This is a genomic window from Novosphingobium sp. 9U (genome assembly GCF_902506425.1).
GTDB lineage: Bacteria > Pseudomonadota > Alphaproteobacteria > Sphingomonadales > Sphingomonadaceae > Novosphingobium.
Window position 1 is genome coordinate 1 of the sequence record NZ_LR732524.1, and the last position, 23,494, is coordinate 23,494.

Genomic DNA, 23,494 nt, shown 5'->3' on the forward strand with positions numbered 1-23,494 from the left:
GGCAGGGACAACCCGAGGTGCTGTCGGAGCTTCGAGCTCGATAGACTGAATGGGACCCGGCCAGCGGACAACATCAGGGCCAGCGGCCATCATACGCCGCGCCAACAGGCCGGACAGATGACCGCACTCCGACAGATCCGACCATCATCTCAATTTACCCCCTTGCAGCGCAGGGGCCATCCACAGATGACAGCACCCTCGAGGGGCGTCGATGCCGTCGCTTTCACTCCAGACATTCAGCGTGCTCTAGGCGGGCAGGCGGCTACCTGCTCCTGCTGATATTTCGACCGCGGCGGGTAAATCCCAACAATCCTTGGGCAAGATGAACAAGTGGCAGGTTGTGGGAAGCGTCCGAGTGCCACTGAATGTCGCGTTGTGGGTCGAGGCCAAACCGCCGTGAAGCAGCATGCCTGGGCCGTCATGAAAGCGGCACGGCGGCTCACGCCCACAATCCCGCGCAGCGATGAGTTGACCGAGGCTAGTGACCTGCCGGTCCTTCTGCACCTTATCCGTTCGACTTCCGCTGGCTCGCCAGCTAAGATTCGATCATGGGTAGCGTGCACAAATTTCAGCGTCCGCCGAAGAACGAGCAGCAGTTTAAGGGCTATCGGCCGATTCCGCGAAGTGGACCTAGGCGCGGGAAATTAGCGAGTTGGCAGCTGCGCGGTTGGCAGAAGACCTCAATCGCCTGGTCGGCGCTTGTGCTCCTTGCTGTCGGCCTGTGGGTTATCGGCAAGTTACTGTAGCGGCAATGCCGCTCGCGCCGGCTTGAAGGCATCCAGAACACACGATCTCTCCCGTTCATTGCTCGTTGCATGCCGCCTCCAATCTGCTCGGCAAAGCTGCATGAGCGGTAGCTGGTGGGAAGCGCGCTAGCGCCGCTGAGTGGCGGGTTGTGGGTCCGCAGGATCGCGGGGGGCAGGTTGTCTACGTTTTGGCCGCCGATGACGACCCAAGCGGCCAATGTAGGCTCTGTTTACGGCACTGAGCGCGCCGGAAGAAGCCGCACATAAACTCTTGTGGATCGGAGCGCGGCTACAGCTTGCCGCTGTCGCACTGCAAGCCGCCGGCTCTGCAGCTGCACACATCAGAAAGAACTTTCCTACAGGAAACCAAAACGGTTAGGAGGGGGCAGAGAGGAGTCGCCCGATGATGACCATGGTTCCTGCCTACCTTGTTGCCCTATCTACGCTAGTCACCAGCATCTCCGCCTTGGTTTGGTCGTTTCGACGCAAGCCATGACTCGGATCGGAGGCCAGAGCGGGCGGTTCCGTGCAGCTACATGGCGTTGCAAAAGCGGAAACCCAGTTTCGCGTTCTTCGCACCTTCAGCATTTCGTTACGTCAGCATAAGAGATGAGCCATTCAGGCATCCTCTCCCAAACTTTGTCAGGGCTGGTCTTCGGATCGGCCCTTCCTTTCACTCACACAAGCCTAGATGTTCCGCGGCCGAGGCTTGCAAGTTGAACTGCAACCGCTCCTTGGAACGCGCGAGCGGCCGGTTATGTTGACCGCAGCTCGGGCCGGACCTGAACGAACGGGCGAAGTTGGGGAGCCGACATGTGGTCCTGAGTGACCGCTTGTGGGTCCTCGGATCGACATGTGCGTCGAGACCTCACCTCCAGAATTCCAAACGTACCGCACGTAAGAAGGCCAGGATAGACACCGGCCGGCCGCGCCGCTGAGCCAGATGGGCGCCGCGTTCTCACCGCGATCCGAAAGGTCACATGTCACCTTCCTCGCGATCGCGGTACCACTTGAGCAGTTCGACGCGCTCGCGGGTAAGCTTCTCGACCTCGGAACTGTAAAGCAGCGGCGCAATGCTGCCGTGGCCAGGGCGCTTTATTCCAGATCGGTACTCAGCCTGCCTATCACGATAGGCCTCCCATGCCGCTTGACTAGCTCTAAGGCCCTCGTCCTTTCCGTCAGGATCGAGAGCTACGAGGATCCCGACGAGCTCGTCGTTCACCTTCGCCGCATCCGCCGCCGCCGCGGCGTTCATCTCGATCTGAGTGATTGGGTAGTCGCCATACAGGAGGGTGTTGAATGCCTCGTCGGCCGCGTTCACGAATTGCGATGTTGACAGGATATATGCGTCGAGGGCCCCGGCCTCGACTTCCTGCTGCTCCGGCAGCTCATGCACGAAGATGTGCCGTTGCTCGAACAGTCCGGCGAGAATCGTACGGACCTTATCGGGGTTGGGCATAATCGGTTCCGACGGCCTATCCCCTATCCTCAAGGCCGAGCGGTCCACCACACCCTGAAGATGGGCGAAGAGCGGCGTGTCCATCAGCCTTGAAAAGACGCGATCGATGTCACCGACGTTGTTGACAGGCAGCTCGTGCGACACGAGCTCACCGAACGACACTTCTCTGCCGACCAGTGCCCGCGCGAACGCAAAGTCGATCTTGAGCGTGCCCTTGACCAAATCCGCGCCGCGCGTTGCGTAGGGATCCCCGGCGTCGATTATCCGAGCGGCCCACTCCCGCGTGAAGACCTCGAGGATCGTCACGAGCCTGATCACGATGAACTGATGCGGAGCCCGGAAGGCGGCGCCATTCCAGCCGTCCACGAGCGCCGTGATCTCGCTCATTCCCCGCGAGTGGCCGAGCCCTTTGCCGCGCATGCGGACGCCCGCGATCTCGGCCAGCTTGTCCCGTGCCATTCCCTCAAGGTAGTGCCCGTTGCCTCAAGGCACCAACCGGATTTTTTCATCCAATGCGTCGACTGACGCCCGGCGCGTAGCTTCTGCTGGAAACTGATGAACGATGTCCGATGTTGAGAAGCGCGCGAGAAGGCATGAACGTCCGACACTGGGTCAGGCTCAAGGAAAGCAGAGCCGGCAGCTCGCGACCAATCCTTGCCGTTCGCCGCAGCGGACGCGGGTGTCTGCTCTTAGCGAGAGCGGCCGTCCAAGTTCGATGGATCGGACCATCAGCAGAGCGCCTGACGCCGGCCATTCAAGCGAGGGGTAGTCGGCCAGACTTCAACGCTCCCCTCGATCGTCGGCGAGAAAATCGAGACTGTTGCGCAGTGCGGAGCCGAAATCTTTGCCCAGCCCGGTCACGGCTCTTCGTGCGCTGAGAGCGAGACCATTTCGGAGGGCGGCGTGACCTTTGTATACGCCGGGGATGCCCGGAGCTGCTATCTTCGTCCACAAGAGCCTGTGAAAGCAGCCTGGGGGGCTTATGCAGCAGCGGCGATCAACGCGAGGATCTGTGTTCGAAGCGCTTTTTGTTTGGGCAAGGCCGAAGGCGTTGCCGCCTGCCCTCGAGGTCGCGAGTGAACTGGAAGCAGATGATGTCCAGACTGCGGACGCAGCGCCATTGGTCCTCGCATCGCGGCGGAGCGATGATCTGAAGGCAGAGTATCTGCTGGTCCAGAACCAGTACGAGGCGTTCGACCAGCGCGCGCTCTCTATGAAGGCTTTGGCGACGCCGCTGCTCGGGGCCGGGATTGTCGCTGGGATAAAGGATCCGAGTTCCGCAATTCTTTGGGCGACGATCCTGGTCGCCGCATCGTTGTGGTTGCTCGAGGGCATCTGGAAGGGTTTCCAGAAGAACCTCGCCTATCGTGTCGAGAAGCTGGAGCGCTGGTATCGGGGCGAGGAGCCTGGGGACATGGTGCCATTTCAAGTCTATAGTGAGTGGAATGCGGTACCCACGTCGATGCGTATCTACTATGTCGCGACGCGGATGTGGGCGCCCTTCGTGGCACTTCCCTATCTCGTGGTCATCGCGATTAGCAGCGTTGCGATCTGGCGCGGCTGAGGTCATTTCACATTCGGTGAACGAAGACAGAGATGCTCGCTTAAGACTCGCTGAAATGCCCCGCATAAAGCGGCAAGGCGCCCTTCAGCCGATCCGCCTGCATGCTCTTGCCGTCGATCTGAAACTCGCGGCCGCCGATCCGGATGTTGACTTTCTGCAGGTGGATATTCGGCCCGATCTTCGCGTAGCTGGACCAAGGCGTGTCCTTCCAGGCGTCGGCAGTGGGAGTCAGTGACACGAATACCTGGGCGTTACGGAAATCCTGTACGGAGGCGATGACGCCGCTCGTGTCGATGTCCCCGACACTGATGGCGCGATCCGTAACCGTGATCTCCAGGCGGGTCGGATAATAGGTTACGACCACTGCGTCGTGTCACCGCATGCCGTGCAGGAGAACTCGGTAGTCACTGCTAAAGGGTTGCTCGCTGCGCGCCAGCCGGCTGGCGGCATCGGCCTTGGCACTAAGGGCAAACAGATCGACGCGGGTCTGCAGGCTGGCGAGCAAGAGCGGCGTCATGCCCACGACATTCGTGGGGTAGAAGGTCGATTTTTCGCCGAACCTCAGCCAGCTACGTGAGCGATCGGGGCGAGCGCCGAGTGGCGCAGGAGGCCTTGTTCTACGAGTTCAGCCTGGATCGACACGTTCCGGCCGATCATCTGCTGCGGGCAATCGACCGGTTCGTGATCCTGTCGGGCATGCGCAAGCACCTGCGCGGCCTTTACAGCGCGATCGGTCGCCCTTCGATCGACCCTGAGCTGATGCTGCGGATGCTGATCGTGGGATACTGCTTCGGCATCAGGTCGGAGCGCCGCCTGTGCGAGGAGGTGCACCTCAACCTGGCTTACTGCTGGTTCTGCCGTCTGGGGCTCGACGGCGACGTGCCGGATCACTCGACCTTTTCGAAGAACCGGCATGGGCGCTTTCGTGAGAGTGATCTGTTCCGCCAGTTGTTCGAGGCCACTGTGCGGCGTTGCATTGAGCAAGGACTGGTCGGCGCCGACGCATTCGCTGTCGATGCCAGCCTGATCCGCGCCGAGGCCAACCGGCAGACCTATGTTGAGGGTACGCAGGGTCTTGGCGCTGTTCCGGCAGGGCGTGCCGTCGAGGAGTACCTCGCCGTACTCGACGATGCCGCTTTCGGCGGCGCAACTCCGGTCGAGCCCAAGCGGGTTTCGCCGGTCGATCCTGCGGCCCGCTATACCCAGGCGCACGGCGGCCGCGCCGATTTCTGCTACGCCACCAACTACCTGATCGACGTCGACAATGCGGTGATCGTGGATGTCGAGGCAAGCACGGCGGTGCGCCAGGACGAGGTGACCGCCGCCAAACGGATCATCGAGCGGGCCGCCGATCGCCATGGCCTATGGCCCCGCAAGCTGATCGGCGACACCGGCTATGGCTCTGCCGGCATGCTCGCCTGGCTCGTCCACGAACGTGGCATCGAGCCGCACGTGCCCGTCTTCGACAAGTCCGCCCGGAGTGATGGTGCGTTCGAGCGCAGCGACTTCACCTTCGATCACGAGGATGACAGCTATATCTGCCCGGCTGGCAAGCGACTTCGTCCGCGCAACCGCAACTTCGCCTCGCCGCGCCCGAAAGTCGATCAGGACGGCTTCATTCGCTACCGAGCCCGGCAGCAGGACTGCACCAGTTGCGCCCTCAAGCCGCAATGCACACCCATCCTGCCGGCGCGCAAGGTCACGCGCGCGATCCATGAGGGCGCCCGAGATCTGGCACGCTCCCTATCGCAAGAGGACGAATGGGTAGCCTCACGCCGCGAGCGCAAGACGGTCGAGATGCTGTTTGCCCACCTCAAGCGCATCAGGCGGCTCGATCGGCTGCGATTACGCGGACCCAATGGCGCCAGAGACGAATTCCACCTCGCCGCAGCCGCCCAGAACCTGCGCGAGCTCGCAAAGATCAGCATCGCCAGGCAGATGGCGATGGCATGAGGTCTGGCGACTCTGCTCGGCCATCTCGATCAGCACTCTTCGCTCCGCGGAGAAGGCGACTTTTTCAACGGCATCTCCCAATGTCAGTCGCTCTTTAAATTACCGGTGGCTGCCCCTCAGGCGCGAAGCGCGTGGTGAAAGAGGTTGATTGTCCACATAACGGAGTTCACGATGCTGACGATGGAGCCGGGGCCCGACATCGCGCTCTATCACGACCGGCAGATCGCGATCCTCGAGCGCCGCGACTGGGCCGACTGGCTCGACCCCTCGGTCCCGGCAAAGTCGATCTTGCGGCCGCTGCCGGCAGGGAGCCTCGACGTCGTCCGGGTCGGGTGATCGCGCGCGCGATATCTGTTCATGAGCAACGAGAGTTTCGAACGTTCATGACGAGCGACTCGCCGGGGCAGATCTGGCTTCCGAAGAAACGGGACGCCCTTAAAGCCTCCTCGTGCCGGTGCGCCGATAGTCAAAAAAGGTGGATCGATCGCGCCCGGTAGCTCTACGTAACCTCAATTGTCCGGCGCGCTTCACCATCAGACCCGACACCGTAAACCCCAATAAAATAGATTATAATTCGAAACACGCCATTTCGGATGAATAATGTTCGGCGCATGGCGCGCTCTGAGACTCTTATTCGCCAAGATAATCGCTCGTCGGGCGCTTGACCTGGAAGTGCCGCTACGTCACCATCTCCCGCTCTTGGGGGAATTGCGCGTGGCGAGGGGGTATGCCTAAAGTCGCGGTAGCTGCCGCTGCCATTGCAGCCGGCAACAATATATGGGCTGGACCGCCCAATACGGTCAGCACCTGGATCGTGCTGCTGTCGTTCAATCTCCCGATTCTTGGCGTTCTTGCGACAGTCCCCTTTTCACGGCGGCTCGGCGATGTCCTGAAAGACAAAAGTCCGGATGCCATGGGCATGGTCAGCTATAGCCGGGTGACCGGTGCGCTCGGTGCCGTGATACTGACGGCGTTTTTCTGGGCGATCGGCAATGTCGTCCTGATGGACGCGCTCGGCGACCGCGGTAACATCGTCCAGTTGCTCGATGCCGCCGGGCGATTCTTCCTCGTGGGATCGGCGCTGTTCCTACCTTATGCCTTCAATCAGTTGCGGTCGATATTCCCATGGGCCGCAGGGACCAACGCGGCCCTGATCGCGTCGGCGGACGCGACAGCACAGCACACCCCGGCCGAGCTGGTCATCGCCAATCTTTCCTCGATCCCCGATGCCGAGCTGGAGGCAGCGATCGTCGGGATCCAGGCGCAGGTGAGCGGTGAGTTCGCCAAAGAATGGGGCATATCGGCGAAATTGATCTGCCGCAGGGTCGATCCCGGCGTTCCGGCAGCCGGCCCGGCGGCCGCCGCGACCATCTACCTTGGCGACAAGGCGCACGATCCGCATGCAGGCCAGCAGACATTGGCGGGCTATCATACACAGACCCAGGGCGAAGCAGCGTCGGGGTTCGTCTATCTCGACGTTTGTCGGCAGTATAAGGCCGACTGGACGGTGATGCTGTCGCACGAGGTGCTCGAGCTGCTCGCCGATCCGACTGCGGTGATGAAGCTGGATGGTCCGCATCCGCGGGGCCCCACCGTGACGGTCCAATATGCGCAGGAAGTCTGCGACGCCGTTCAGGCCGACATCTATCTGTCGAAGGGCGTGAAGGTCTGCAATTTCGTCCATCGGGCGTTCTTCGGCCTGCCGGGGGGATCGCCCACGCTCAATCATCTGGGCCGACCCCAGGAAAGGTTCGGACCGCGGCCCGGCGGCTATGTGACATGGTTCGACGACGCGGGAGGCCATGAACACTGGTCTGACGAGACTCCGCAAGTGCAGATGGCGGCCCGGCTCCGCAACCTAGACCTTCGGCGCAACGGCCGCCGTTTCGGCCGGCTTCCCGCCGCTTTGCAACCAACCGTTCCGGCCAAGCCCAAAGGCGTTGCGGAGCAGCTGATCAGCCGGCTGCGCCCCGGCAAAACACCCCGAAACCCTGATCCATAGGAGATTGGCCATGATGCGCGTGCCCATGATCGTTCTGCTGTCCATGCTCGCGACCGGCTGTGCATCCAGCATCAAGGTGTCGCATCTCGACACCAGCATCAGTCCCACGAAGGGTGTGCCGTGGAACCTGGCGATGACGCAGTACAGCATCACAATCACGCGCGAGATCAAATCGTGCGACAATGCCCTCAACGGCAGCGTGACGGTTGCGGCCACGGCAGGAAAAACTCTCGATCGCGACCAGCAATATGCGCTCTATTCAAGCGGGGTCTGGGCGACCAGCGACATCACCTCGACCTTGGCGGCCGACGGCACGAGCACCGGGCTCAACGCCCATTCCGAAGATCAGACGGGACAGGTGATCGCCAATATCGCGACCACCATCGCCAAGGGGGCGATCAGTATGGGCGCCGCGCCGGGCGTCCATTTCACCTGCTCGGACAAGGTGCAAAAGGCGCTCGACGCACTGCATCCAGTGGGCAAGGACGAACTGAGCGATGTCGTCGACAAAGAGACGGCGGATGTGGCTGCCGCAACGACGGTCGTCACGCAGCTGACGACAGCGCTCGGTTCGGACAAGGCGAACAAGGCTCCATTGCTCAAGGCCTATACCGCGCTGAATGCCAAACAGGCTCTTCTGACGACCGATCAGGCGCGGCTGGCGGCGTTCACCAAGCTGGTGACCCACGTCCAGAAGGTCGACTGGCCGCCCAAAGGCGACGTCGCCCAGACGACCGCGCCGTTCAAGCTTCCTCAGGATGTGCTGGACAAATGGATCACATGGGTCGTTCCGGCCGGACAGAAGCCCGGCACGGTCGATACGGCCGCGTTCGATGTCCACCTGGCCATCTATGCCCGCGCGGACGATGGCGGCTGGGCGGTGCCGACGGTTGCGCCCGCAACCGCGGATACCGAGGTCGGCGTTCCCGTGCGGCTGCCGCGCGTCGGCCGGGTCGTCGCATGCACCGTTAAAGCGTGCGATGCCACGCTGCCAGTCGGCTGGACGCCGACCGATGAAGCGAAGCTGGTGATCGCACCCGATGTCGCCGTGCTGCAACTCGGACGGCTCTACACCGTCCCTTGCGCGGGAGGCACGTTCAAGTCGGAGGCGTGCGTCATCGCGATCGACGCCAACGGCATACCCACATCGGCCCAGGTCTCGGAGAAGGTGGCGGCGGCCGCCGCGGCCACCGGCTCCCTTGCCTCTGTCGCGACGACCGCAGCCGATCTGCCAGGGCAGATCGCCGCGGCACGATTGGCGCGGACGAAGGCGCAGGCCGACCAGCTGACCGCGGAAAACACATTGGCCGCCGCAAGAGCGGGCGCGCCGACTGCGGCGGAGACGGCCGCTGCCAATGCCCAGCTCGCTTATATCAATGCGATGAACGGCGTTACCGCCGCGCAGGCCGCGGCGCCGACCGCGCAGGCGACGGCGCAAGCCAACGCGCAGCTCTCCTATCTCACGGCGGCGAACAACCTGGCCACGGCGCAGGCCAATGCGCAGACGGCAGGTCCGGCAGGTCAGGCGGCCGCACAGACCGCGCTGACCAACCAGCAGACAGCACAAGCCAGCGCTGAAGCTCTGGCTGGCGTAACGCCCCAGATCAGCGCCTTGACGGCACAGACGTCGCTGCTCAACGCCCAGGCCGCGCAGATCAATGCACAGGTCGCATTGAACAAGGCGCAAGCCGCCCTGCAACCCTAGCCACGCATCGGCGCACTCGGACGTTGGGCGGGTCGGGAGGATCGACAAAGGGCGGTGCCCGATCGACGGGAATGAAGGCGACCATGGACGAGCTGTTTCGGCAAATTCCCTCGCTGCTGGCCCAAGGTTTCACGTTCATCGTGATCGCGCCGCTTTTCTGGTGGAAGGCGGACGATCTGGTCTCCAAGGACGCCAGAGAGGAACTGGTCAAAGCGGTCTCTGGCGGCGCGACAGCCGATACTCGCCAGGCGCTCGACGGTCTTCGCGACATGCTCGACGCATATCTGCCCTGGCGGAAGGCCATTTCGACCTATTTGATCCGCGTCCTCCTCATATCGTTTTTGAGCACGCTCTCGGTCGGGATCATCTACTTTTCCAAGACCGGAGGCTTCTGGATCCAGTTCACGTCCGGCGAGCAGGCGCGGAACAATTTTCTGTCGCAGCTGCTGCTCGACGGCTTCCTCAAGATCTTTCTCGTCAACGCCATCGGGCTGCTGCCGCACAGCTACTATGTCGGCCGCCTGACCAGCAGCGGCGCCATCGCCTGTCTCGGTTATCTGGCCTTCGACATCGTCACGCGCGAAATTCTCTTCATCGCGCTGAGCGCTGTCATCTGGGTCGGGTTTGCCTTTGCGTTCGGGTCGTTCGCAGGGAGCGCGCAGATGGCCTTCGAGGCATTGCTCCCGACGTTCGTCAACGCCGGCTATTTCCGCAACCTGACGAGCGTCTATGTCTACGCGGTCGCAGCGTCGTCCCTGCCGCTCCTGATCGGCGTTCTCGCTCGCGTGCTGGGGATTACACCGACCAGTCGGCGGATCGTCAAGGTGTTGCTGTTCGTGCTGCCCTGGAAGGAAAAGCCCGTGCGGTCTCTCGCCTTGCTCGCCGCGGTCCTGATGACGCTGTTCGCGATGCTCGGCTCGGCGCTGCTTTCGCCATTGTCGCATGGGTGACGCGACACGACGCGAGGCCCGTCCGAAGGCGAGATCCCGCGCTGCCGCTCGACGGAATCCACGATCTAACGGTTGAGGATGACCGCGATCGGACAGTGATCGGATAATGCTTCTCGCCGCCCGCATAGCGGGTCTCGGTGGAGGCGACGAGGTCGGCCCCGGCGCGCCGGTCGAGGACGTTGTAATCGATGAAGCTGTCAAAGCGCGGGTCTCAGCCGGGGAGCGTGCCCATGTCGGCGAGGCGCAGGCTTGCGTTGGCAGGCTGGCCGTCGTCGAGTTCCGACCAGAAAGGATCGCCGGGCACGGCGAGGCGGCGGTTCCAGTCGCCGAGCACCGCAAATCGTATCGGGCCGCTGGCTGCCGCATCGATCCAGGCCTCGATCGCGGGCAACTGCTGGAGAAGGGCCGGGCAGGCCCTGTTCTCGGTGCCCTCGAAGCAACCCGATTTCAGGTGGACGCCGCGCAGCCTGATCGGCCCGTGCCCTGCGGCCCGCAGGGTGATATCAATCCCCGAGCGCAGTTGCGGGTTTCCTACCTCCAGCGAGGTCACATCGGGATGCCGCTCGAAAGCGAGCCCCTTGCGGATGGCGAAGCCGACCGCCTGCCGGATGAAGAGCTTGTCGGGATGGCGACCGCCGCAGGTCCCACTCACGGCGCCGGGCCGGTTCTCCATGACGATGCTGTAGCGCGCCGGATCGACGACGCGAGCCGCCGCCGCCGGATTCTCGGCTTCCTGGAAGGCGACGACATCAGCGTCGAGGCTGTCCGCGATCCGCCGCATCGCCTGATAATCCTTGGGCCGGCGCGGCTCGCAGCCGGCACCATCCTTTTCGGCGAGGAATTCGAGGTTCCAGCTGGCCAGCCTGAGCGGCCGGGCGGAAGCGGAGTGCCGGGCAGGGGTGGCGCTGTCGGGGCCAGGGCGTGGACTCGAGGTGCAGGCGGCGAGGGCGGCAAGGAAAAGGGAAAGGGCGAGATGCGTGATTGGGCGGAAGGTCATCTCCCTTGTGGCGCTGGGAGGGTCGGCGATCAATCGCGCGCCTTATCGATCGGTCGCGAGGCCGGCGTTATGCCAGGGAGGCGCGCCACTGCCGACGTCCGGCCGATCGTGATAATGAAGCAGGTCTGGCACCGAGCCAGCGCAGATCCGCCTACGCAGCCGGCGTTCGAGACCGCGAGGGCTACGGTTCATGACTGGGTCGTGCCATCAGGACGTCGAGGGTTCGCGGCATATCGTCGAACGGTTCGGTCGTGAGTTGAACGCCGTTACTTCGCCGAACATTTTCCAGCACCGGTCACTGCGTTCTGTACCCGAACAAGGATGCTTCAGCCGTGATCGGACGACAGAGATGGGGCGTCCCCCGGTGCGATGTTCGGTCACGGCAGCACCCGACCCAAGACCTGTCGTTCAACCGGTCGCCGGGGAATGGCAGGAAAGTCCCACTTTACGTCGTACCGCCCGGCGGAGCTGGTCTCCCGGATGAGGGCAGGGGCCCACGTGAACAAATGGCAGAAGTTGAGGAGCAAAAGAGAGCCTCCGAATGGCCGCTTATGGGTCTGCTCGAAACAGCCGCAGGGGAGGGCGGCTATCCCTCGTTCCCGCTCCACAGCGGCCTGGCCCACGAGAGGACGTCACTTGCCCTTTGATCCTAGAAGAGCATCACGGAGCCGCACCATGGTCTTGAAGTGGCGATCACCTTGTGCAGAGTGCTCAATCAACATGTCCTGTTGGCTGAGTTCGGTTTTGACCGGTGAGGGTTGGGCTGGCACCATGCCAGGTGGAGCAGGCGGCGGCGGCGGTGGCGGTGGCAAGGAGCACTCGTAGACCGTTCTAGCGTCTTTAGCCGCACGATCAGCGACAGCCTGCTTGTAGTCAGCGTATAACTCGGTTCTGCGCAGAGATTGTAGGAATGCACGATCTCGATTGGCCCGAGCCAGCACGTAGCTTTGAACCACTTCCGGAGCACAGTGCGGGACGACGAACATCTGATAATCTTCGACTGCCTCGCGAAAGGCCGCGCGCGTCTCAGGGTTCATCGCAGGTCGCGCTGCAACTTGTTGGGAGAGCAACAAAGCCGTGAGCACGGCCAGGAGATCATGACGCACTTAAAGCTCCTATAAGGCCCATTCTAACGTCCTATCATCCGAGCGCCGGCTTTCCACCATCTTCAGCCAAAAGCTGGTCGGCAGGAGCCGCCCCAGCTTCCGCTGTTGACATGAGCGATACACAATTTTGTGAAACGTCGGCCTCTGAACTGCGGGAAAGCAAGCGCTATGTTGACCCGATTGTTGGCGCTGGGAATCGCTACCCCACTTGCTCAGCTTCCCGCGCAGGCGGCCCGACACGTGGGAGGAAGAAGCAACGATCAGATTTCTGGCAGCACATGGGAGGTGGTCAGTGTTGGCAACCAGCCGGCTCCTCGCCGGTCCAAAGCACCTGCCGCCACCCTACTTATGGGTGGGGACGGGGCTATAGCAGGCACATGGGAGTGCAACGGCGGCAGCTCAGCCTATGTCCGCTGGACGAAGGCGGGCGGATTCATGGGCACTGGCGGCCCCATCATATTTACCGCAATGGGCTGTTCGGAACGGGACAGGACCGACTTTGCCGGAAGCTTCTGGCGTCTGATGGGCAAAGCCCAACGATGGGAACGGTCGGGTAAGCTGCTTACCATCCGCGCAAGCGACGGAAGCGTTGCACGTTTGCGGCTGATATCCCAACGGCACTGACCAGAACGGCACACCCGCTGCGAGCGGCCAGTCCGCTCTCCACCCTTTTGCATGGCTGGACGAGAGGGTCGGCTCGGCCAATGCGGTCGGTCGTTCAGAGATGAATGGAAGGAAGAAGTTGGGAAGCGGGCAGGGCGGTCTGAATGTCCATCTGTGGGTCCGTGCAGCCCAGGGCGGACCGGAAGCTCGCGCCAGCGCCCCTTTGGGCCTCGGGTTGAGCTGGGCCTGATCGGGCGAAGCTTGTGATTAGCGCCGTGATCGCTCATCGATCGACCACTTGGCGCCCGCGATAAGGCGGTTGTTTACCGGCGCGGTATATTGCCCCCGGCGAATCGCTGGCATCGTGCCGCTGCGGAAGGCTGCTGGTCACTTGTTGGGGATTAAAGATCAACGAGGCTTTGGAACGGTGCCGCTCGTCTTCAGCGTGGCGGCTCTGAGCATGGCAACTTTGGTGACCGTTGATACGGTCCAGGCGTTCCAATTGAAAGGCCAGTTACAGGCGATCGCCGGCGCGGCTGCAAAACGGGCGCACTCGACGGGCGGTAGCGCCACGGCTGATGCCTACCTCGCGAGGGAGGTCGCGCAAACAGCCCAAGTGCCAACCGAGGATGTAGTCGTAAGCCGAATTCTCCGGTGCGACGGCGATCCGGAGCCATCATTGAGTGCAACTTGCCGTTACGGGCAACGAACCAGCCGCTCCGTCACCGTCGAGATTAGAGGCACATTCCACCCTTTATTTGGCAAGCTACTGCCGAGGACCAGGTGGTTTTCGGACGCGGGATTCCCTCTCGTCGTCACGGCCTCGGCGCCGTCGATCTGATGCGGGGACGACGGAAAACCGCCTGTTGGCGGAGCATGCCGTAGGGGCCAATCATATAGGTCGTTCGGAAAGGCAGCACCTCACCTACTTCAGCCAGCGCCGAGCATCCACGCCTCAAATGCTTGCAAATCAACAAAAGTGGGCGGCTCCAAGATCGAGCAATCGCGGAAGAGAGCTTCGACGAACCATCGCCCTTCGGCCTCGTCGTGGATGGAACTGAGCCGCGAAAGGACGGCAACCAGGCGTCCATGTCGAAAGGCTAGCATCCCGTCATTGTCCGGGGCGTCTGTGTCAAGACGAGCTTCCTGGTACACGAAGGCCATTGTCATACTGCCGCGTGCAAATAGGCGGGGTCGAAGTCAGCGACCTGGCACATCAGCCGCCAGTTTGCGATCTCCACATGGCGCTTGTCTCGGCTGATCACGCCCTCGCGTTCAAGCTCGAACAAGGTCCGGTTGACGTGCACCGTCGTCAAGCCTGTAGCGTCCGCGATCTGCTGTTGGCTCATCGGAAGCTCAAAGCGCTCTGTCGAGCCAAGCCCCGCCGCCTGCCGACGGGCAGCAAACTCGCATAGCATGTGCGCGATGCGTGCTTTTGCGTCTCGCCTTCCAACGTTGAGGACCCACTCTCGAAAGATCGAAGAATCGATCAGTGCATCTCGCCAAAGCGCTTCGTTGATTACCGGATTTGCGAGAGCAAGCCGTTTGATCTCCGCTGCGGGCACCCAGGCTACCGTCGCGCTTGAGATGGTCTGCACATTATGATCCGCGCGCGGCAGCACCACGTGCTGCAGATCAAGGATGTCGCCGGGGATGTGGAAAGAAACGATTTGGCGGCCGCCACTGCTGGTTGTCTTATGCCGGCAGGCGTAGCCATTCAGCAGAATACAGCAGTCAACCGGAACCTGCCCCTCGCGCACGAGGTAGTGACCGGGCAGCACGTCGGTCCTCTTGAATGGCAGCGACTGGATGGCATCGCGTTCCGCCGGTCCGAGCTGCACCAGACGTTCCAGCTTGCGGATCACTCTCCCGAACGGCGCATCTGGGCTGATCGACATCGCTCCTCACCTTGAACTGCGTCGATGACAAATGCCGTCAAGCTCGAATGGTTTCACGACAGTGACGCGCGGACCGAATAGGTTGTTGTCTCCAAGAGCTGCGATGAACAGATGGCAGCTTGTGGGCAGGCCTGATTTCCGATGGGGGGCCGGTTAGGGTGGCTCGGCCGCGGGGCTGCCGGGCGGGCTACGCCGCCGAGTTAGCCGTTCAGCTTTCACGGCCGCCTGGACGGGTGCGTCTCCGCGGATCGACGATCGCATCGAACGGCCCAGATCGCGGGGCACCGGAAAGATCGAGCTCGCGGTACTAGAGGTGCGCGACACTCACCAGGCCGAGCGCTGCTACCCCCATCCAGACCGACATAGCGATCATCATCAGGTTCTCGGTCAGAGACAGGAAGCCTAGCGGCACGTTGCTGGAGCCACCCACGCATGCGCACTTCAGTTCACGCCTGTCGATGTAGACGGCCTTGATGACGGACACGGCCCCAACGGTCCCGATCAACAGCGCGACGGGCACTGACACACTTGTCAACACGCCCGCGATCATCAGCACGCCGGCAAGCCCTTCTGCGAAGGGGTAGATGTACGAGTACGGCACCCAGCGCTTCGCCAGGAGGTCGTAGTTGAGGAACATCGTCGCGAAACTTTCGACGTTCTGGAGCTTGAGCAACGCCAGCACTGCTATGCTGAAGCCGATGAACCACTCGCCCGCGCGCACTGTGAACGGCGTGCCGTAGACGGCTTGGCTCGCCGCGAGCGCCATAAGCGCTGTCATGGCGAACAGGGCCACGACGGGCTTGTACGTCGTCGCCTTCGGGTCTGCGACGCTCTTCCCGAAATGGCGGCGCAGGTCGGCGTAACCGCCGATCCGCTTGCCAGCGATAAAGGTCTGCGGCGTGGTCTTGACCCCGTGTTTGGCCTTGAAGTTGTCCGTTTCTTCGCGCGTAGTCAGCCACCTGTCATCGACGGTGTAGCCTTGCCGTTGCAGCAGATCCTTTGCCTTCAAGCCAAATGGGCAGACGTGCTTATCCATGACCATCCGGTACAGGGTGGCACGGCGGGGTTCGGCGATCGCGGACATGAGCAGCAGCTTTCGGCTGGTATCGGACGGGCTGCGACCCACATAGGGTCTGTACCATGGTACGGAGTCAAGGGTGCAAAGTCGAACAATTGCAGGGTTGGCGCGCGAGGCAGATGTCAGCGTCGAAACCGTGCGCTACTATCAGCGCCGCGGGCTGCTGAAGACTCCGGAACGGCCGGGAAGTTCGGGGCAGAACGGAGGCGTTCGCCGGTACGGCGACGAAGATGTACGGCGATTGCGCTTCATTCGTTCGGCGCAGGCGGCAGGGTTCACGTTGGAGCAGATCGGCGAATTGCTCGCGCTCGACGCTACCCACGATCGATCCAGGGCACTGGAGCTGGCGAGGGAACGACTTGCTGCGCTCGACGCGAAGATCGAAGAGCTGGAGAAGGCCCGCGCGGCACTGCGACGGCTCGCGCGCGAGTGTAGCAGCGGTTCTGACGATTCCTGCCCTATCCTCGCGTCGTTCGATGACAGCAGCAAGTCCGTCTAGGGTGACGCGACCGCAGTGCGAGCTTTTCCTTTGACCATAGTCCCGACAAGGCGGCTACTCTGACTGCCGCCCGGAAGCGAACACACCGCGCTCACCCGCTTCCAGGCGGCTCAACCGATCTGGCGGAGGCAGCAGATAAATGACGTGAACGAGTGACCGCAGTTGGGAAGCAAGAAGGGGCCTCCGAACGGCTGCACTTGGGTCTCGGTCAAACTAGGTGCTTCGCTGCACGCCTGGAAGGCTGGGGTGTGGCCGGGGGCCGAGCGGCACAAAGGATGATAAGTGACTAACCTCCTGGGTCAGAACCTTGAACTTTCATCTGCCAGGCAGTTCGGCATATGATGCGGTACTAACACTTGCTCGCGTTAGACATGTTGGCCAGGATGTTGGCGGAGAATAGTTATTGTGTCATTCTATGATGACCGCTGAGCGCAGGAGAGCGCCTTGGATGTTCTCGATGGTATCCTCTCGTCATTGAAGCTGAACGGCGGCGTGGTCTTCGACGCACGATCCACGGGTGATTGGTGTGTGGTCTCGCAGTTCAAACCTGAGCACTGCGCGCCTTTCTTCGCCATTCCGGGTGAAATCATCTCCTACCATTTCGTTCGAAAAGGTCGTGTTTTCGCACAATTACCTGGTCAAGCCGCGGCGGAGGTCAGCGAGGGGTCGCTCATCCTGTTCCCCCGCAACGAGGCACACCTACTCTTCACCGCACCGGGCTTGGAGCCGACCGACATGGCCGAGTATGTCGGACCAGGCGCGAACGGTGCCGTCAACAGCATCGTCATGGACTTCGGAGGAGATCCGACGCAGCTCTATTGTGGATGGCTTGGTGTTCCCACCGGTGCTCATCCGCTCCTCGCGGCCCTCCCGTCGATGTTGCTGGTCAGCTGCGACACCTTTGCGGTGGACTGGATCGCAAGCTCGCTCAGCATCGCCGCTCGGGAGTGGCGGAACAGTCCGGCCACCGTCGCCAAGATTTCGGAGCTTCTGTTCGCGCAGGCAGTCAAGCGCTACGAGCAAGATGCGCCGGATGGCAGCTGGCTGGCTGCTCTGCGCGACCCGATTATGGCGAAAGCGCTCGCCGCCATCCACATGCACTATGGCCAGGATTTGAGCCTCGACGCGCTTGCCAAGGAGGCGGGCGTTTCGCGCACGATACTGGGAGAACGCTTCATCGCCATGCTTGGCGAGCCGCCCATGCGCTATTGCGCGCGATGGCGCATGCAGGTGGCCGCCAACCATCTGCTTGAGGACGAGAACACAACTGCAATCGTCGCGCACAGAGTGGGATTCGGTTCCGAAGCTGCCTTCAGCCGGGCATTCAAGCGTCACTTCGGCGAGCCTCCCGCCGCCTGGAGACGCAGAATGGAGGAGGATGCCAGGTCTCTGGCCCAGGGTGAACACAAGGTCCGGGAGCTTGATCATCATTTCCGGTAGCGCGGTCATATCTCTTCACTGGGCTGCGCAGTAGGCACCCGCGCCATCCAAATCATTGGAGCACCACTATGTCTGTCCTCACCGTGAATCCGAACAAAGCTCTCTGGGAGAAGGGAGATTTCACGCGTCTCGCCGAAACGATGCGGGACAGCGGTGAGGAGCTTGTCCGTCAGCTCGGCATAGGACCCGGAATGAAGGTTCTTGATCTGGGATGCGGCGATGGAACGACCGCACTACCTGCAGCCCGGGCCGGAGCGGACGTTCTTGGCGTCGACATCGCGGCCAATCTGGTCGCCGCCGGCAATGCGCGTGCGCGCGCTGCCGGTTTGATGCAGCTACGTTTTGAAGAGGGCGATGCGTCCGCCCTCCACGGCGTCGCCGATCAAAGCTTCGACTTAGTCCTGAGCATGTTCGGCGCGATGTTCGCTCCCCGCCCGTTCGACACTGCCAGCGAGATGGTGCGCGTGACCCGACCCGGCGGCCGCATCGTCATGGGGAACTGGATTCCGGGGGACCCGACCCTCATCGCGAGCATCCTCGGCATTTGCGCCAGCTACTTGCCCAAGCCGGCTCCCGGCTTCGTAAGTCCGGTAAGCTGGGGACTTAAGGAGAACGTGCAGGAGCGCTTCCAAGCGGCCGGCATCCTTCCGGAAGCCATCACCTGTCAGCGGTCGAGCTACACCTTCCGCTATCCCGGCTCGCCTGCCGCATTCCTAGCCCTGTTCCGCGAGTATTACGGACCCACGATGAACGCCTTCGAGGCAGCCCGGGGCCAAGGTCGCGAGGCCGAGCTGCAAGAGAAACTGGCTGCGTTGTTTGACGCCCAGAACCGCGGCGGTCCGACCCGCACCGAGGTAAGCGCCACATATCTGCGCGTTACGGTCCAATGCTAGGGCTTACCCTAGTGGCTGGCGAACGGGGGAGGGCGGGTGCTCTCACTCCAGGCCCGACGGTCCGATCTTCGTCGTGGCCGGCGCGATCGATGGGGCGTCTGTTCAGGACTGCGATGTTGGTGAGCGCCGGAGGTTTGCTCGCCAGCTTCTCCCCGCCGGCAATTTTTTCCTCTTCGCTCCTTTCTGCGCTCGACCCGGACCAGGGCGGTGTGCTCTGCGGTCCGCGGCAGATGGCGCGGCCTCTCTCCAGGCATATTCTCGTGGCATCTGCTGCTGCGGCGACGCCGATCAGCCGGTACAAGGCGATGCCGTTGTTCAAGGATCTCACCGGTTCCCGCTTTCCCGCGAGTACGCGTAACATTCTGGCCCGCCGCTACATGAGCCAAGGCCTTCTACTTACATACGGGTTCAACCACACGGGCGCGGTGCGGTCATTTCGCGAGGCACAGCGTCTGGACCCCGAGTGCGCGGCGTGCTGGTGGGGCGAAGCGGTCGCGCTTGGGCCCAACATCAACGCGCCCATGGACGAGCGCGATCGCGGCGCCGCGCTCAACGCAGTGGACCGGGCGATGTCGTTGCGGGACCGAGCTACGCCGCTTGAACGCGCGCTGATCGAGGCTGTAGCGCTACGCTACTCGCGCGATGCCCAGAGCGATCGCGCTGCGCTGGACCGAGCCTATGCCGATGCGATGCTGGCCGTTGCCCGTCGTTTTCCGCTCGACGACGATGTCGCCGTGCTGGCCGCCGAAGCGGTCATGGATACAAGTCCATGGAACTATTGGGAAAGCGACAAGCTGACTCCCGTTGGGCGGATCGGCGATGCAGTGGCTCTCGTCGAGGCGGTGCTCTCGCGCAATCCCGATCACCCGCAAGCTGCCCACCTCTACATCCACCTGATGGAAGCCAGCGATCCGCGCCGGGCCGAAGCGGCCGCTGACCGGCTTACGCGGACCAGGCCGGCAACCGCGGGGCACCTCGTCCACATGCCGGGGCACATCTACTACGGGCGAGGACGCTACGCGGATGCGATCAAGGTGAACGTGGCTGCCGCACGCGCGGATGAGGCTTACCTGCGCAAGACCGACGACCACAGCCTGGTGCGCTACGGCTACTATCCGCACAACGTCCATTTCATTGTGACCTCGGCACAGATGGCGGGAGACATGCGCACCGCCATCCGCGAGAGCCGTCGTCTGAGGACCATCCTGGACCCGGCAACGTCGGCCCGCATTGCCTGGATCCAGGCGATCGACGCCGCGCCATACCTTGCCATGGCTCAGTTCGCGCGGGCGCAGGACATCCTTGCGCTTCCGACGGCCGATCCGCGGCTCCCCTATGCCGTGGGGATGCGGCACTATGCGCGAGCGATCGCTCACGCGCAGAACAAGGATCGCACCTCCTTCGAAGCGGAGTTGGCGGCGATCGTTGCACTGAAGCGCTCCGGCCGCTTAGCGACCATGGTAGAGCAGGGTGTCCCTGCGCTCGACCTACTCTCGCTGGCGGAAGCCGTGGCGCGCGGGCGCTTTGCGGTGCACGAAGGACGGTACGATCATGCGATCGTACGCTTTCGGGACGCGGCCCTGATCGAGAGCCGTCTGCCCTACAACGAACCTCCCTACTGGTCCTATCCTGTGCAGCAGTCTCTTGGCGCAGCGCTGTTCCTCGCGGGCCGCTTTGAAGAGGCGAATCAGGCTTTCCGGGCCACGCTCGTAAGGGCTCCGCATAATGGCTGGGCGCTGTATGGGCTGTCCCGCAGCGAAGCCGCAGCAGGACACAGAGCCGAGGCGGCTGCAGCGCATAGATCCTTCGCTAAGACTTGGATCGGAGATAGGTCGTGGCTTAGCATGGAACGGCTCTGATCACGCGCGGCTCTGCTACGTCCGCAGACGAGCGGCGAGCGTTCGACTGGCGGTAGCTGATCGCTGGAGGCAGGCGGTCCAGCAACCTCGGCGCCAAAGGGTGACGGGCCTGGTCCAGCAGGCGGAAGCCATCGAGCGACTTCTACGACCCGCTCTGGCTTTCGATGCAAGGGCGTACTGCCCAGCGTAGATCGTGTCGCCGGCATCTGAGCGACCACTAGCGGGGATCGGGAGGAGCTCACCAAGTTGTCGCTCAGTTCCACTCGCACGGCCTCATGCAAGGGTTGTGTATGCGCTGACAAACATCGAGTTTCAGGAGGCACACGAATAGCGTGACATCAGGAGGCTGCCATCGCTTGCCCACTCAGATCAATTCGTCCGGGCTGCTGAGAGAACGGCGGAAAGTAGCCCTCAGGTGCCATGAACGGGTGCCAAATGTTGGAAGGCCGTCGAGTGCCGCTGAGTGACCGGTTCTGGGTTCGTGGGGCTCATCGGCCCCCACCGAGTGGTCCGGTTTGATTGTAAGTGCAATGTTGCTTCCGGCGCCATGGCCGGTCGCAGGTGGAGCGAAGCGGAACCAGAGGGCGGCCATGGCGGCGTTGCCGTTTCCGGGGCCGGGGGCCGATAGCCGAGCGAGCTATGCGGCCTGACGGTGTTGTAGTGCCGCCGCCAGGCTTCGATCAGGATACGGGCTTCTGCCGGCGTGTAGAAGATCTCGCCGTTGAGCAGCTCGTCGCGCATGAGCCGTTGAAGGACTCGCAGTAGCCATTTTCCCACGGGCTACCCGGCGTGATGTAGAGCGTCTTCACGCCGGTCCTGGCCAGCCATTGCTGGACGGCCGTGGCGATAAATTCGGGGCCATTGTCTGACCGTATGTGCGCCGGCGGGCCGCGCGTGACGAACAGCTCGGCCAGGGCCGCCAGTACGTCCTCGCTCCTGAGCCGCCGTGCCACCGGCAGGGCCAGGCACTCCTGGCTGGCCTCGTCTATGATCGACAGGATGCGGAACTTGCGGCCATCGTGGGTGCGGCCCTCGACGAAATCGCCGTCGCTTGTACAGGACTACATCACCGAAACCGGCGACATGTACGTTGATGTGTTCGATCGCAACGTGTGCATCAACTTCCCCTATTTCTGATAAGAGTAGTCTGGAAATTTTTTGGACTTTATTCGAGCATGAACCGTGGGGCGGGGTAGCCGCAATTCCCGTGCGGCAGCGGCAATACTTTCGTATGGCTTACCATCGGCCAAAATCGGTCGCCTGATGTCTCGTCGAGAGTCTAAGCGCTGCCCCTCGTCCTCGTACCAGTAGCCAACGATCCCCTGCATTATCTTCCGCCTGATGGTGCTGGTGTCGGTGTTTAGCTGCGCCGCCGCCGCTTTCATCGTAGATTATCGCACTCCCGCAATGACGACCGGCCGGCCGTCCAATCGTGTTGAGCGCCCAGCTTGAGGCTTTCTCGGACCTCCAAAGGCGTAACTGGCGACCGCCCGCTTAATCCTGCTGCGTACCGTGTCTGGGGTAACGCCTAGCTCGCGTGCAGCTTCCAAGATCGACGAGAACACGCGGCCTTCAGCATGAACCTCCCGTATGCGAGGGTGAGCGGTCGGCAACTGAGCTGCGCCTGTGGAAGGAGTATCCGGTTCACTCATAGCCTGCCGCCTACAAAAACTTTGTCGATCGTGAAAGGACCACCCTATGTCCACTTATCGCATGATCAAGGCAGTTGACGGTCCAACCGGCCTAACGCTTCTTCAATGAAGTTTTGCAAATCTATCCGCTCATTGCCGAGATCGGCCTGCCCGGGCTCAACGGCCGCCAGCTCGCCGACGCGGCTAAAGAGCTGCGGCCGGATCTAAAGATCCTGTTTATGACCGGCCATGCCGAGAACGTCCCGGTATCCCTCGCAGCAGCTTTGATGCGAAGAGGGACAAAGCTTTCCCTCGGTCCGGTCTAAGCCTCTTCAACATTCGAACGCGCATGGTGGAAAGATGAACGGATGACCGAAGCGGGCGAGTAGAAATGTGGGTCTGGACGGCCGCAACTCGGTCGGTGCAGCATGTCGCCTCGGGCCGGCCCGCAAGCGATCGCGATGAGTCTTTAACCTTTTCGCTGCATGTTGCACCGGTGAGGGTGCATATGAGCAAGAGCAGCGAGTTCGAGCGTTTAGATGATGCGTTCTGCAATGGACGACTTGCAGGCTTAGATCGCCGCAGCACGGTGGCTGCCTGCCCGTTCAATCATGTTCGATCCTCATTCCGTTCCGCTTGGCTAAACGGCTTCGCCGTCGGCCGGATAGAAGGTGACATGCCGTTCCCTTCGGCCGCAGGCGGTGTCGGCCAAGGCGTACCCCCTGGCTATCGCATCGGCGGACATCCTGAAGGCCTTGCAAAGTACTGAGAGGCGTTTGCAAGGGGCGCCCTAACTGCCGGGGTAGCGTGGAGCGCCCTCAGTACGTTGATCCCTGAATGGCAGCACGCGCGAGCTCAGACGTGACCTCGGATGTGATCGTTACGAGCCCCAGCACTCAGATGTCGAGCGTCTCGTCCGCCTCTAGCGCCGTTTCCAAGTCGCTCGCCCGGAGCTGACATGGAATTTCGCATGGCTGATAGTTACAAGAATGTGCGAGACCCACATAGAGGACTTCGATCTCGCTACCGGAATGTTCAGGCAAAGCAGCAGACCAGGTGTTAGCGCCTTGGTTGCGTCCCGACCGCAGAAGGTGCGAGTTAGTGCGATCGG

Annotated in this window: 23 protein-coding genes and 1 pseudogene; 14 read left to right on the top strand and 10 right to left on the bottom strand. The window is 62.3% G+C overall.

Features of this window, described 5'->3' with window-relative positions; translation table 11 throughout:
- Window positions 1–1,722: 1,722 nt before the first annotated feature.
- Window positions 1,723–2,664 carry a lysozyme inhibitor LprI family protein gene (locus GV044_RS19860; RefSeq protein ID WP_159874157.1) on the bottom strand — a complete coding sequence of 314 codons (942 nt, stop codon included), beginning with the start codon at window positions 2,662–2,664 and terminating at the stop codon, window positions 1,723–1,725.
- A 553-nt stretch (window positions 2,665–3,217) separates the two neighbouring features.
- On the opposite strand from GV044_RS19860, the gene GV044_RS19865 reads away from it, so the two are divergent.
- Complete coding sequence (locus GV044_RS19865) at window positions 3,218–3,769, top strand: hypothetical protein (protein WP_159874159.1); 552 nt, start codon at window positions 3,218–3,220, stop codon at window positions 3,767–3,769.
- A 40-nt stretch (window positions 3,770–3,809) separates the two neighbouring features.
- On the opposite strand, the gene GV044_RS19870 is transcribed toward GV044_RS19865, so the two are convergent.
- Window positions 3,810–4,133: a hypothetical protein gene (locus tag GV044_RS19870; RefSeq protein WP_159874161.1), complete on the bottom strand. Its 324-nt coding sequence runs from the start codon at window positions 4,131–4,133 to the stop codon at window positions 3,810–3,812.
- A 9-nt stretch (window positions 4,134–4,142) separates the two neighbouring features.
- On the bottom strand, window positions 4,143–4,286 hold the full coding sequence (locus tag GV044_RS19875; RefSeq protein WP_159874163.1) for a hypothetical protein: 144 nt from the start codon (window positions 4,284–4,286) through the stop codon (window positions 4,143–4,145).
- 56 nt (window positions 4,287–4,342) lie between these two features.
- Between GV044_RS19875 and GV044_RS19880 the strand changes: the two genes are divergently transcribed.
- The 5 genes from GV044_RS19880 to GV044_RS19900 all read left to right on the top strand — a co-directional run bounded on the left by GV044_RS19880 (window position 4,343) and on the right by GV044_RS19900 (window position 10,379).
- Window positions 4,343–5,722, top strand: a complete 1,380-nt coding sequence (locus GV044_RS19880) for a transposase (RefSeq protein ID WP_159874165.1) — start codon at window positions 4,343–4,345, stop codon at window positions 5,720–5,722.
- A gap of 144 nt (window positions 5,723–5,866) precedes the next feature.
- Window positions 5,867–6,058 (top strand): SOS response-associated peptidase family protein, encoded by a 192-nt coding sequence (locus GV044_RS19885; protein WP_371741658.1) that lies wholly within the window; start codon window positions 5,867–5,869, stop codon window positions 6,056–6,058.
- 391 nt (window positions 6,059–6,449) lie between these two features.
- On the top strand, window positions 6,450–7,724 hold the full coding sequence (locus GV044_RS19890) for a hypothetical protein (protein WP_159874167.1): 1,275 nt from the start codon (window positions 6,450–6,452) through the stop codon (window positions 7,722–7,724).
- A gap of 10 nt (window positions 7,725–7,734) precedes the next feature.
- Entirely contained in the window at window positions 7,735–9,429 is a 1,695-nt protein-coding gene (locus tag GV044_RS19895; protein WP_159874169.1) for a hypothetical protein, read from the top strand.
- Window positions 9,430–9,512: 83 nt separating this feature from the next.
- On the top strand, window positions 9,513–10,379 hold the full coding sequence (locus GV044_RS19900; RefSeq protein WP_159874171.1) for a hypothetical protein: 867 nt from the start codon (window positions 9,513–9,515) through the stop codon (window positions 10,377–10,379).
- A 211-nt stretch (window positions 10,380–10,590) separates the two neighbouring features.
- On the opposite strand, the gene GV044_RS19905 is transcribed toward GV044_RS19900, so the two are convergent.
- Together GV044_RS19905 and GV044_RS19910 are read right to left on the bottom strand one after the other, a co-directional pair.
- Window positions 10,591–11,409: an endonuclease gene (locus GV044_RS19905; RefSeq protein WP_159874173.1), complete on the bottom strand. Its 819-nt coding sequence runs from the start codon at window positions 11,407–11,409 to the stop codon at window positions 10,591–10,593.
- A 599-nt stretch (window positions 11,410–12,008) separates the two neighbouring features.
- Entirely contained in the window at window positions 12,009–12,482 is a 474-nt protein-coding gene (locus GV044_RS19910; RefSeq protein WP_159874175.1) for a hypothetical protein, read from the bottom strand.
- Between the two features lie 168 nt (window positions 12,483–12,650).
- On the opposite strand from GV044_RS19910, the gene GV044_RS22930 reads away from it, so the two are divergent.
- Window positions 12,651–13,106 (top strand): META domain-containing protein, encoded by a 456-nt coding sequence (locus tag GV044_RS22930; protein ID WP_159874177.1) that lies wholly within the window; start codon window positions 12,651–12,653, stop codon window positions 13,104–13,106.
- Between the two features lie 909 nt (window positions 13,107–14,015).
- Here the strand turns inward: GV044_RS22930 and GV044_RS19920 are convergent.
- The 3 genes from GV044_RS19920 to GV044_RS19930 all read right to left on the bottom strand — a co-directional run bounded on the left by GV044_RS19920 (window position 14,016) and on the right by GV044_RS19930 (window position 16,067).
- Window positions 14,016–14,249 carry a hypothetical protein gene (locus GV044_RS19920; RefSeq protein WP_159874179.1) on the bottom strand — a complete coding sequence of 78 codons (234 nt, stop codon included), beginning with the start codon at window positions 14,247–14,249 and terminating at the stop codon, window positions 14,016–14,018.
- A gap of 2 nt (window positions 14,250–14,251) precedes the next feature.
- Window positions 14,252–14,983 carry a Crp/Fnr family transcriptional regulator gene (locus tag GV044_RS19925; protein ID WP_159874181.1) on the bottom strand — a complete coding sequence of 244 codons (732 nt, stop codon included), beginning with the start codon at window positions 14,981–14,983 and terminating at the stop codon, window positions 14,252–14,254.
- 307 nt (window positions 14,984–15,290) lie between these two features.
- A complete protein-coding gene (locus tag GV044_RS19930) occupies window positions 15,291–16,067 on the bottom strand; it encodes a glutaredoxin family protein (RefSeq protein WP_159874183.1) in 777 nt (258 codons plus the stop codon).
- Window positions 16,068–16,140: 73 nt separating this feature from the next.
- Here GV044_RS19930 and GV044_RS19935 point away from each other — a divergent pair, with 73 nt between their 5' ends.
- The 4 genes from GV044_RS19935 to GV044_RS19950 all read left to right on the top strand — a co-directional run bounded on the left by GV044_RS19935 (window position 16,141) and on the right by GV044_RS19950 (window position 20,752).
- Window positions 16,141–16,560 (top strand): MerR family transcriptional regulator, encoded by a 420-nt coding sequence (locus GV044_RS19935; RefSeq protein ID WP_159874185.1) that lies wholly within the window; start codon window positions 16,141–16,143, stop codon window positions 16,558–16,560.
- A gap of 444 nt (window positions 16,561–17,004) precedes the next feature.
- Window positions 17,005–18,000, top strand: coding sequence for an AraC family transcriptional regulator (locus tag GV044_RS19940; RefSeq protein WP_159874187.1), 996 nt, complete (start codon window positions 17,005–17,007; stop codon window positions 17,998–18,000).
- Between the two features lie 68 nt (window positions 18,001–18,068).
- Window positions 18,069–18,893 carry a class I SAM-dependent methyltransferase gene (locus GV044_RS19945; protein WP_159874189.1) on the top strand — a complete coding sequence of 275 codons (825 nt, stop codon included), beginning with the start codon at window positions 18,069–18,071 and terminating at the stop codon, window positions 18,891–18,893.
- An 89-nt stretch (window positions 18,894–18,982) separates the two neighbouring features.
- On the top strand, window positions 18,983–20,752 hold the full coding sequence (locus GV044_RS19950; protein WP_159874191.1) for a hypothetical protein: 1,770 nt from the start codon (window positions 18,983–18,985) through the stop codon (window positions 20,750–20,752).
- A 411-nt stretch (window positions 20,753–21,163) separates the two neighbouring features.
- On the opposite strand, the pseudogene GV044_RS21970 reads toward GV044_RS19950, so the two are convergent.
- Window positions 21,164–21,753: pseudogene (locus tag GV044_RS21970) on the bottom strand (integrase core domain-containing protein).
- Between GV044_RS21970 and GV044_RS22440 the strand changes: the two are divergent.
- The 3 genes from GV044_RS22440 (at window position 21,740) to GV044_RS19970 (ending at window position 23,152) form a co-directional block, all read left to right on the top strand.
- Window positions 21,740–21,889 (top strand): hypothetical protein, encoded by a 150-nt coding sequence (locus GV044_RS22440; RefSeq protein WP_236555136.1) that lies wholly within the window; start codon window positions 21,740–21,742, stop codon window positions 21,887–21,889. The pseudogene GV044_RS21970 and the gene GV044_RS22440 sit on opposite strands and share 14 nt — an antisense overlap.
- Window positions 21,890–22,517: 628 nt before the next feature.
- A complete protein-coding gene (locus GV044_RS19965; protein ID WP_159874193.1) occupies window positions 22,518–22,709 on the top strand; it encodes a hypothetical protein in 192 nt (63 codons plus the stop codon).
- Window positions 22,710–22,891: 182 nt separating this feature from the next.
- The gene (locus GV044_RS19970; protein WP_159874195.1) at window positions 22,892–23,152 is read left to right on the top strand and encodes a hypothetical protein; all 261 of its coding nucleotides are present in this window, start codon (window positions 22,892–22,894) and stop codon (window positions 23,150–23,152) included.
- A 127-nt stretch (window positions 23,153–23,279) separates the two neighbouring features.
- Here GV044_RS19970 and GV044_RS22445 read toward each other — a convergent pair.
- Window positions 23,280–23,494: hypothetical protein (locus tag GV044_RS22445; RefSeq protein ID WP_236555137.1), on the bottom strand; the 215-nt coding region annotated here is incomplete at its 5' end.